Below are 10,317 nucleotides of genomic sequence, written 5' to 3'. Positions count from 1 at the left end.
ACCGACTGAATTATCGCATGTGAATATCGGCCCACGATCTGCTCCCCACCCGGGCGGCATCAAATCGGAATGGTGGGCGCGATCAGATCGGAATGGGTGGGCGGCATCGTCGGAATCCGCAAAGGGCCGCTGGTGAACAGGGCGGCCCCCATCCTGTGGCCATTCGACTGGTTCTGGCTCAGAATCCACTCACCGATCCGTCCCTTTCCGTCATAGTGGCCGGTTGAAACGCTCAGAGCCCAACCTATCAGAGGGTAAAAGCGGGCGATAAGCTCTTCACCAATCCTTGCAGAATCAAAACGGAAGTTGATCCATGCGCGCCATCCCTTTTGAAAAGATGCATGCCAATGGAGACGACTTCATCATCATCGACAGTCGTGGACAGCCTTCGCCGATCAGTGACGATCTGGTTCGGTTGCTCGGCAACCGCCATCGGGGAATCGGGTTCAACCAACTGACCCTGCTGACAGAGTGCGACGATGCCGCTGCAAGGCTTACCTTCTGGAATGCTGACGGATCGCCACTCGACGCCTGTGGGAGCGCAACGCGCGGCGTCGCCCTGAAACTGATGGATGAAACCGGTGAAAGCTCGCTGGCGGTCCGTACTGCGAGGGGCTTGCTCGCTTGCATGCGCCAACCGGGTGGAGGCATTGCTGTCGAGATGGGAATGCCGCTCCTGGATTGGTCGCAGGCCCCACTGGCCGCAGAGATGGATACGCTGGTGCTTCCTCTGTCTGGAAGCCCGGCCGCATGCAGCATGGGCAACCCTCATTGCACGTTCTTCGTCGACGATATCGACGCTATTGCACTTGAAGTGACCGGACCGGAGATTGAGTCTCATCCCCTCTTTCCGGCCAAAACCAACGTCCATTTCGTCCAGATTCTGAACCCGGGCACCATCCGCTTGCGAATCTGGGAACGCGGCGCCGGCATTTCTCCCGGCTCTGGTTCCTGCGCCTCTGCGGCGGTCGTCAACGGTATCCGCCGCGGACTTCTGGCCGCAGACGTTCAGGTTCAATGCGACGGCGGCTTGCTCGGCGTCACCTGGGATGGAGAAAATGCGGTGAAGCTATCCGGGCCTGTAGAGCGAGCCTTTTCGGGGACTTGGCAGGGCGGTTTTTCCGCTTGAGCCGATTGGCGGCATATACGGAATTTATGATATCAATTTTATCATATGCACGATCACGCCTTTATTCGACACCTCTTCTCGCTCGATACAGTAGCCCAAAGATCGGTATAACGAGATGTTTATTTCAAATAATGCATTCGTATAGAGCCTTACGAATTGCACTCCGAGGTCCCGTGCAACATGCTCAACATGCATGATCATGCGCTTTCCATAACCAAGCCCCTGGAAGCCAGGCTCTACGGCAACATTCTCCAAAAGAAGGTCGCCTTCCCGGCATACGACTTCGACCAGAGCCGCCAGTTCCTGTCCGACGAACAGCAAATCGACCCTATTGTCCCGGATCATCGCCGCGTGGTCCATCTTCATCGGCAAGGGTTCTCGCCCGATGATAGGAACCCACTTCGCATAGGCGGCCCGCGTGAGCTGGGTTACCCTATCGGCATCGCCGAGTATCGCACGGCGGATCGTCTCAACCATAGCAATCTTGCCCCAAAATCACTTTCACCCGCTGATTTCCCTGACGATATCGCGGAGCCATCGATGGGCTGCATCAGCCTCAAGCCGAGGATGCCATGCCAGCCGGAATGTCACCGGCGGGAGATCCAGAGGAATGGGAAAAGCCCGCAACCCAGCCGGCATGGACCGTTCTTTCGTTACATAGAGATCCGCGATCGGCAGGATCAGATCGCCATTGGCCAGCATGAGAAAGGCCGCCGAAAACGTCGGCACCGTAAGAACGACCCTGCGACGGAGGTTGAAGGCGGCGAGCGCCGTGTCGATCGGGCCGTTCATGCGCCCTCGGCGAGACACCGAGATCTGATCGAAGGCGGCAAAGCGCTCAGGCGTGATCTCATCGGAGAAAATCGGATGTGTATCGCTGGCGACCGCGACCATGTTTGTCTTGAGCAGGGTCTGGACCCGGACCTCGGGGTCCAGCGCCTCTGTTGCGCCAATCAGCAGGTCGATATGCCCATCACGCAATGCGGCATCATCGGAGCCCGCTTCCGGCGCAAAGCGTATAGCGACACCAGGCGCCCGTTCACCAACCCTGCGTGCGAGTTCTCCGCCATAGGCAACGATAAAGCTGTCATTGGCCCGAATGGTGAAGGTTCGGCGCAAAGCCCGCATCGACTGCTCATTGGCCGGTTGCATGACACTCAGCGCCTGACTCACCAGCGCATGAACCGGGGCTCTGAGTTCTTCCGCACGAGGTGTCGGCACCATCTTGCGCCCTGCCAGCACGAGGATGGGATCTCCGAAAGCGGCCCGGATACGGGCAAGGGTCCGGCTCATGGCGGGCGGACTGAGATCCATGCGCCGAGCCGCGCCAATGACGCTTTCCTCTTCGAGGAGCGCATCAAGCGCAATCAGCAGATTGAGATCGGGATACTCCATATCGAGCCGTCCAGTCATGTCGCTTGGCGCAATGCTTGAGCGTGTAGATAACGCCTCATGCACTGCACTGTTGCGATTGGCGAGCGGCAATTCCGGTTTCCTGTCGCTAGCGAGCCTTCGGCTCGAAACACACGACGGGGCTATCGCAAACCCTCATCAGAACACCAGTGCGTCCGGCGCACTGCGAGGGTGCGCTTGACGTATGTTTTGACGCCTGTCGCTACCGCTATCGTAGCATTCGGCAAGATGCGAGCGACAGCAATGCGCTGTCCGATGCAGCTCAGCAGTTTCGCGCCGCCGATCTCGTACGCCAGGAATGAACACGGAGATAATGCATGCAAGACGCGAGGAGGTCAGTGTTGAAGGGACTGGGGCTAGCTGCTGCTGCGGCAGCGGTAGGTACAGAGGCGCAAGCCAGGACCACCACCGACAGTGCGCGCGCCGGGCGGAACTACGAGGTCTATGACGTCTTCACGGAAACGGCGCTAACCGGCAATCCCGTGGCGGTGTTCGTCGCTCCCGACGGCCTGACCGGCGACACCATGATGGCGATGACGCGCGAGATCAATTATTCGGAATGCACCTTTGTCTTTCCTGCATCGCAAGCGGGTTGCGACTTCCAGATCCGCTTTTTCGCCATGAACAGCGGCTCCGAGATTCCGATTGCCGGCCATCCGACGCTTGGCACCATTTTCTCGCTGGCGGCGCGCGGAAAGATCGCGCCGGGGCGCAAGTCGGTCACGCTGCAACTGGGCGCAGGACCTACGCCGATCGATCTTGAATGGCATGACGGCCGGCTAGCCTTTGCATGGATGCGCCAGCAGCCGCCTGAAATGGGTGGTGCTCTGACCGATCGGGCAAGCGCGGCAGCCGCTCTGGGCCTGACTGCCGAAGATCTGGCGGACTTCCCGGTCCAGCAGGCTTCCTGCGGCGCGCCCTTCTTGATGATGCCGGTGAAGACGCGCGCGGCCGTCGATCGCGCTCAACTGGATCGCGCGGCTTTGGGTCACATGCTGGACGCAGCCGGCCTGATCCGCCGTGGTGTGCTGATCTTCTCGCTCGAAGATGCCGGTGATGATGCCACGGCCTATAGCCGTATGCTCGGTTTCGGCGTCACCGAGGATGCGGCGACCGGTAATGCCAGCGGTCCGCTGGGGGCCTATCTGGTCACGCACGGGATCGTGCCGCTGGCAAAAGCCGGGCGCATGATCAGCCGTCAAGGCGTGCGAATGAAGCGCCCTAGCCGGGTCTATATCTCGGTGACGGGAGAAACCCCCGACAATCTTACCGTACGGATCGGCGGCAGCGCCGTGAAGGCGGCCGAAGGTGTGATGTTCGTCTAGCGCCCCTCCCAATCGAAGGATGCTATGGCACCCGAATATTCGAACTCAGCCGCATGCCTGCGTACCGCTTCTTGCTTGGAACGCGAGAACCGTGACAGCGGCTAAACTTGCACCGATGCAAATCGGCCTTGCCAAAAGCCAACCAGAACAATCTCCCTTGATGGCTATGCTATCCTGACGTTCAAACCTGTCAGGTTCTTTATATGTCGCGTGAAGCCAATGGATTCCTCTCGTCGAGATTCATGAACAGAATTCAAAATCAACAGCGCTTTGCTTGATTATGGGGTCTCTCTCAAAAAATGAACTGAAACCGCTACTGGGCTTGGCGGGAGTGATTTTCGCCGCCATGACGACGGAACTGAACGATCAGGTCAGCTCTATCGCATTGCTGGATATCGAAGGGGCTCTTGGCATCAGCCATGACCCCGGCACCTGGTTCGAAAGCCTGTACGTTACAGCCATGGTCATCGGCATGGCCATTTCACCCTGCTGGGCGGCGGCAGTCAGCCTCCGGCGCATGGTATTGTTCGCCATCGCCCTCGATTACCTTTCCAGCGTCGCGATTCCTTACGCTCCAGGCATTGAGGTCTTGTGCGGTCTCCGCGTGTTGCAAGGCCTCTCCCAGGGATTCACGATTCCGCTGCTGATGATCGCCGCATTGAGGTTTCTCAAGCCAGCCATACGTCTTTATGGCCTCGCCTGTTATGCGATGACGGCCACATTCTTCCCGAATTTGAGCGCTGGCGTTGCCGCATTGTGGACGGATATCTCGACTGGCGGTTCATATTTTTCGAAACGATCCCGCTCTGTATTCTTTCCGCGCTGCTGGTTTCCTATGGCCTGCCACGCGACCCACCAAACTATCATCGCCTCCAGCGCTATGATTGGAGCGGCACCGCCCTTGTGGTCGTAGGACTTGGCGCGTTGACGACAATGCTTGAACACGGAAACAGGCTCGACTGGTTCAACTCGCCCGTCATATGCGTTCTGGCACTCGTCAGCATGATCGCGATCCCGCTGCTCGTCCTCAACGAGATCCATCATGAGATCCCCCTGTTCAGCCCCAGGCTGTTGAGAAGGCGCAATTTCGCCTACGGCGTCTTCACCTTGTTCTGCTTCGTCACGATCAGCTTATCATCGTCAGCGATACCCTCTCTCTATCTCAGCGAGGTGCAAGGATACCGCCCCTTGCAGACGGCGATCATCATGATGGAGATCGCAGGGCTTCAGTTCATCTTCCTGCCTCTCATGGTGTCCGTTCTGGACAAGGCATGGATAGACAGCCGCTGGGTCAACGGCTTCGGCTTGCTCTGTATCCTGATGTCCTGCCTCGGGAGCAGCCAACTCACCTCCGCCTGGAACCGTGATCAATTCTATTTGTGGCAAGGAATCTCGAGCCTGGGGCAGGCCTCGATCGTGCTCTCGCTGTTGATGATGTCAACCAACAGCGTCCGGCCTCATGAGGGCCAATTCGCTTCATCCATGGTCAATCTGCCGCGCGCGGTCAGCGAGGCGTTTGGCGCCTGCCTGCTCGAACTCGTGTCGCGATTCCGGGGGCAATTCCATTCAACGAGGCTTCTCGAACGCCTTGGCAACAACGCCTATTCTCTCGCTCGCGGCGTCGGGCTCGATCCGCAGCATCCAACGCCTCTGTTACCCGACGGAACTCCCCGTAGCCCCGCCAGCCTGACAGACCTCTATCGCACCCTGTCGGTGGAGCGGATGGTGCTCGTTGTTGCCGATCAATATCTCATTCTCGCAGGCATGACGGCAATCATGCTGATTGTGCTGATGATCCTTCCGGTCCGGACGCACCCGCCCCGTATCGCCCTCGCCGCTCCCCTTCCAGCCGCCGCCCAATAATCGGGAGACCTCGTAATGTCCGTTTCAGCGGTCGCTGAAGTGCGTGCCTCGTCGAACCAGGCCGCCTCCCATGCCACGATCCACCCTCCCTTTCCAAGCTGGCTCTGGATAGGCGGAACGATAGCGGTTCTCGGGTTTATCGCCTTTGTTCTCGCCGAAATCTTCATGCCTCATGCGGTCGTCAGCACCGACGATGCTCGCGTGACCGCCCACTACACGACCGTGGCACCGCGCATCTCCGGGCAGATCGCCTCGATCCTCGTCAACGACAATGACATGGTGAAAAGGGGCCAAGTGCTCGCGATCATCGATGACCGTGACTATCAGACCGCACTCGATCAGGCCGAGGCCCAACTCGACAAGGATCTGGCCCAGCTTGCTGACGCTAGAACGTCGATCAAGCGGCAGTCCGCCGTCATCGATCAGGGCCTGGCGCAAGTCCATCAGGCTGTGGCGCGCATGGCTTTGGCTCGCGTGAATGCACGCCGATATGCCCATCTTGCCACGACAGGATCCGGCTCGCGGCAGGATCAGGAACAGGCCGATGCCACGCTTGAGGAGCAAAAAGGGCGACTGGAAGAAAGTGACGCCACCACCACGGCATCGCGCGGCCAGTTGGAAATGTTGCGCGCGCAGGAGCACGCCGCACGCGCGACCGTGACGGCAGATCGTGCAGCGCTAGCCCAGGCGAAGCTCAACCTGAGCTACACCCGCATCATTGCGCCTTTCGATGGCATGGTGGGCCAGCGTGCCGCCGAAGCCGGGAACTACGTCAGCCCCGGCTCTGCCCTGATGGCGGTGGTGCCGCTCCATGAGGCCTATGTCGAAGCCGATTATCGAGAGGTGGCGCTGAAACACGTGCTGCCGGGGCAACGCGTAAGAATTCACGTCGATGCCTATGATACTGACTTCGACGGGATCGTCGACAGCGTAGCGCCGGCAACGGGCGGGGTGTTTGCCCCGATCGGTCCGGAAAACGCCACCGGTAACTTCACCAAAATCGTACAGCGCCTTCCCGTGAAGATTCTGTTCGTTCCCAATCAACCGGGCATCGGAAATCTCCGGCTGGGCATGTCCGTTGAAACAAGCATCGACACGCGGCTCGCGACCGTGATCTCCCACCATCATACACGCCTGGCAGCAGCGAGGTTGCAGAAATGAACGGCCGGGAACCGCGTCACGCGCGGAGCACTGCCATCAGTTGCGCTGGGTCTGGCCGTTTCGCGCTGCCACTCCTTCTGGCACTGTCCGGCTGCATGGTCGGCCCTGACTTTCGCCGCCCCAGCGAGGAAACGCCTTCGCATTGGACGGGACAGCTGACAACCGAGCCCTCCCTCGGCACGACGGTCGACGCGGATGGTTCGTGGTGGAACAGCTTCCAGGATGCCGAGCTCAACCGGCTTGTTCGCAAGTTGGTCGAGCAAAATCTGGATCTTTCGGCAGCAGCGGAGCGCATTCAGCAGGCGCGCGCGGAACGAACGGTCACACGATCCTCCGGACTTCCCAGCGTCAGCGCGGCGGGCCAATATGCGCGCGAGCGGCTCAGTCCCAATGGCCCTCTTTCGCTGGTCGAAGGCGCGCCGGGAGCACCGTTGGAAACCGGTGAATGGAACGACGCTCTGTCATCGTCATGGGACATCGATCTGTTTGGGCGTGTACGCCGGGCGACCGAGGCAGCCGATGCCCGGACCGACGCACTCATCGAGGCCCGCCACGCGGTTGCGCTCTCTGCTCTGGCCGAACTGGCCAGGGATTATATGGAGCTTCGCGGCATCCAGGCGCGAGAAGAAATCGCCAGCCACAATCTGGCGACGGCAAAGCACACCCTTTCTGTGGTGGAAGACCGGTTTTCAAGCGGGCTGGGCACCAAATTGGATCTGGCCCGGGCAGGAGGCCAAGAGTCGGCGATTTCCGCCAGGCTCCCAATGCTCCATTCTCGCCGGATCGCGTTGATCAACGCGATCAGCTCCCTTCTTGGCGATCAGCCTCGCGCGCTCGAGCCCGAAGTTGCTCCAGCAGCAACATTGCCGGATTTACCGCCGATTGTGCCACTCGGATTGCCCGCGCAATTGCTGCGCCGCAGACCCGACATCCGTGAGGCCGAAGCGGCCCTGCATGCCGCAACCGCAGAAACCGGTGTAGCGGTCGCCAGCTTCTACCCCGACATCAGCCTGACCGGTCGGTTCGGCACAGACAGTCTCGGCTTCGGCGACGTGTGGAATTTTGCCAGCCGTTCCTTCTCTTTTGGCCCCACGATCAGCCTGCCAATTTTTCAGGGCGGTCGCCTGAAAGGCAATCTGGAGTTGCGCAAGGCACAGCAGCGGGAGGCGGCAATCCTGTATCACAAGACGGTTATCCTAGCCCTGAACGAGACCGATACGGCCCTGGCAGCCTATGCCGATATCCGGCTGCGACGCGATCGTCTTGCCGATGAGGTGCAGCAGGACCGCGCTGCCCTCGCGATCGCCGAGGACAATTATCGTGAAGGCTCAGTGGGCCTCCTCAGCGTTACGACCGCACAGACCAATCTGCTCGAGGGGGAAGACGAGCTCGCCCAGAGCGAAACAGCCATTCGGCAGAACCTTGTGGCTCTCTACAAGTCGCTTGGTGGCGGATGGAATGTGGTGGACCGGCCCCATCCCTGAGCCGGTCCTGTCCGCAGTTTGTCAGCGAACCAAATGCAGGCTCCCGTCATCACGCACATTGCTCGACGCATTTGAGTCTGGGCCGCTGGACGCGGCGATTGTCCGGCAAGAAGACGAGCGTCGCGATGGAGAAGTACTTGCACAGCAGCGCTTTGGCTGGTTTGCCACTCCCGCGTTCGAACAGCGGGACAACGAGCCACTCCGTTTGGCCTCGCTCTCGGCTTCCTGTGGGGTCCGCAACCTCGCGACACGCGCACTGGATGCTGCAGGCCGGCCCTGGGTGGAGGTTTTTACCGGTGGGGGCACCACGGCTGTCGCCGCCGCGGTTTCTGAGCTGCTGCCGGTTTCGTGGACACCGAGATAAGGTGTTTTCGAGACCGGAGGGTACGGATGCAACGACGGAAGTTCAGCCGCGAGTTCAAGCTCGAGGCGGTGAAGTTGATCAGGGAGCGAGGGGTCACGGTGGCGCAGGCGGCCCGCGATCTCGATGTGCATGAGAATGTGCTGCGCAAATGGGTGCGGGAGCAGGAAGCAGACCCTGGATCGGCGTTTCCCGGGCATGGCGTGATGAAACCGGAGCAGCAGGAGATTGAGCGGCTTCGCCGCGAGCTTGCCAGGATGAAGGCAGAGCGGGACATCTTAAAAAAAGCGGCGGCCTACTTCGCCAAGGACTCGATATGAAGTTCGAGTTCATCGCGAAGCACCGGGGAATCTGGCCGGTATCGTGGATTTGCGAAGCGCTCGGTGTTTCGCGTAGCGGCTTCCACGCTTGGCTTGTGCGTGCGCCCAGCGCCCGTGCTCGCAGTGACGAAGAGCTTGCTGGCAAGATCCGGGCGAGCTTTGTCTCAAGCTACCGGACATACGGCGCACGCCGCGTCTGGCACGACCTCCTGGCCGAAGGCCTTTCGTGTGGCCTGCACCGCATCGAGCGGCTGATGCGTCTTCACGGCCTCAAAGCACGCCCTCGGCGGCGTGGGTTGCCGAAGGATGTCGGCGAGCGGTCGGTCATCGCCGACAACGTGCTCGATCGCCAGTTCACGGCCGATGGACCGAACCAGAAGTGGGTCGCCGACTTCACCTACATCTGGACCGCCGAAGGATGGCTCTACGTCGCGGCCGTCATCGATTTGTTCTCCAGGCGTGTCGTCGGCTGGTCGATGAGCGACACCATGACCGCCCAGCTCGTCACCGACGCGCTGGTGATGGCGATCTGGCGTCGAGGAAAACCCGACACCTTGCTGCACCACTCTGACCAGGGCAGCCAATATACAAGCGAGCAGTTCCAGCGACTTATGGCCGACAACGGGGTGACCTGCTCGATGAGCCGCTCGGGCAATGTCTGGGACAACGCAGCGATGGAGAGCTTCTTCTCGTCGCTGAAAACAGAGCGGATCGCCCGCAAGACATACCGGACGCGTAATCACGCGAAGGCCGACGTGTTCGATTACATCGAGCGCTTCTACAATCCAACGCGCAGGCACTCGACACTGGGCTATCTCAGCCCAATGGACTTCGAGCGGCAAGCGCTGGTAGCTTAACCTCGTGTCCGTGAAACCGGCAGCAGCTCATTCAGCCGGCCTCGCCGTGGGCGCACTTGCACAGCGGGTCATCCCCGTTGGTGTTATCGATGTGGGCGAGCGATTTGGACTGCCCGCGTTGCCTTCTTCGCAGATCGTCCTGCATTCGTCGTTGTCAGATCAGGGATCTCGAGGTGCGCTTCGCACGATAGCTGCAGCATTCCGTGAGCACCGGGCATCGCCGCTCTGATTCTTGGTGCATTGCTAATCCAATCTCTTGGTTCTTTCCTCCAGAAGCTCGGGATGCGGATTCCGACGATGCCGCCCACCCATTCCGATCTGATCGCGCCCACCATTCCGATTTGATGCCGCCCGGGTGGGGAGCAGATCGTGGGCCGATATTCACATGCGATAATTCAGTCGGT

The 10,317-nt window shown here is 60.2% G+C and carries 9 protein-coding genes; 7 read left to right on the top strand and 2 right to left on the bottom strand.

Annotated elements, in window-relative coordinates:
• The first annotated feature begins 313 nt into the window (after positions 1–313).
• A complete protein-coding gene (gene dapF / locus AC3EC3_RS19560) occupies positions 314–1,129 on the top strand; it encodes a diaminopimelate epimerase (RefSeq protein ID WP_488491249.1) in 816 nt (271 codons plus the stop codon).
• A gap of 24 nt (positions 1,130–1,153) precedes the next feature.
• On the opposite strand, the gene AC3EC3_RS19555 is transcribed toward dapF, so the two are convergent.
• Positions 1,154–1,606, bottom strand: a complete 453-nt coding sequence (locus AC3EC3_RS19555) for a GNAT family N-acetyltransferase (RefSeq protein ID WP_488491248.1) — start codon at positions 1,604–1,606, stop codon at positions 1,154–1,156.
• A gap of 24 nt (positions 1,607–1,630) precedes the next feature.
• Positions 1,631–2,542, bottom strand: coding sequence for a LysR family transcriptional regulator (locus AC3EC3_RS19550; RefSeq protein ID WP_488491247.1), 912 nt, complete (start codon positions 2,540–2,542; stop codon positions 1,631–1,633).
• Between the two features lie 341 nt (positions 2,543–2,883).
• Here AC3EC3_RS19550 and AC3EC3_RS19545 point away from each other — a divergent pair, with 341 nt between their 5' ends.
• The 6 genes from AC3EC3_RS19545 (at position 2,884) to AC3EC3_RS19520 (ending at position 9,913) form a co-directional block, all read left to right on the top strand.
• On the top strand, positions 2,884–3,867 hold the full coding sequence (locus AC3EC3_RS19545) for a PhzF family phenazine biosynthesis protein (protein WP_488491246.1): 984 nt from the start codon (positions 2,884–2,886) through the stop codon (positions 3,865–3,867).
• 346 nt (positions 3,868–4,213) lie between these two features.
• Entirely contained in the window at positions 4,214–4,780 is a 567-nt protein-coding gene (locus AC3EC3_RS19540) for a hypothetical protein (protein ID WP_488491245.1), read from the top strand.
• Positions 4,781–4,791: 11 nt separating this feature from the next.
• The gene (locus tag AC3EC3_RS19535; RefSeq protein WP_488491244.1) at positions 4,792–5,730 is read left to right on the top strand and encodes an MFS transporter; all 939 of its coding nucleotides are present in this window, start codon (positions 4,792–4,794) and stop codon (positions 5,728–5,730) included.
• A 15-nt stretch (positions 5,731–5,745) separates the two neighbouring features.
• The gene (locus tag AC3EC3_RS19530; protein WP_488491243.1) at positions 5,746–6,891 is read left to right on the top strand and encodes an HlyD family secretion protein; all 1,146 of its coding nucleotides are present in this window, start codon (positions 5,746–5,748) and stop codon (positions 6,889–6,891) included.
• Positions 6,888–8,375, top strand: a complete 1,488-nt coding sequence (locus tag AC3EC3_RS19525; protein WP_488491242.1) for an efflux transporter outer membrane subunit — start codon at positions 6,888–6,890, stop codon at positions 8,373–8,375. The genes AC3EC3_RS19530 and AC3EC3_RS19525 overlap by 4 nt, the downstream gene beginning before the upstream one ends.
• A 390-nt stretch (positions 8,376–8,765) precedes the next feature.
• A protein-coding gene (locus AC3EC3_RS19520; RefSeq protein WP_488491241.1) for an IS3 family transposase occupies positions 8,766–9,913 on the top strand; the annotation gives its coding sequence in 2 pieces (ribosomal slippage) (positions 8,766–9,027 and positions 9,027–9,913; 1,149 coding nt in all).
• Positions 9,914–10,317 lie beyond the last annotated feature (404 nt).

It is taken from the genome of Novosphingobium sp. BAM6, from assembly GCF_057784955.1.
Note: the sequence above shows the minus strand (reverse complement) of the source record. Positions and strands in the feature narration are given on the sequence as shown.

Bases quoted from the DNA above. Each gene is read 5' to 3' on its own strand.
- dapF (WP_488491249.1), top strand. From the start codon at position 314: ATGCGCGCCATCCCTTTTGAAAAGATGCATGCCAATGGAGACGACTTC.
- AC3EC3_RS19555 (WP_488491248.1), bottom strand. From the start codon at position 1,606: ATGGTTGAGACGATCCGCCGTGCGATACTCGGCGATGCCGATAGGGTA.
- AC3EC3_RS19550 (WP_488491247.1), bottom strand. From the start codon at position 2,542: ATGACTGGACGGCTCGATATGGAGTATCCCGATCTCAATCTGCTGATT.
- AC3EC3_RS19540 (WP_488491245.1), top strand. From the start codon at position 4,214: ATGACGACGGAACTGAACGATCAGGTCAGCTCTATCGCATTGCTGGAT.
- AC3EC3_RS19530 (WP_488491243.1), top strand. From the start codon at position 5,746: ATGTCCGTTTCAGCGGTCGCTGAAGTGCGTGCCTCGTCGAACCAGGCC.
- AC3EC3_RS19525 (WP_488491242.1), top strand. From the start codon at position 6,888: ATGAACGGCCGGGAACCGCGTCACGCGCGGAGCACTGCCATCAGTTGC.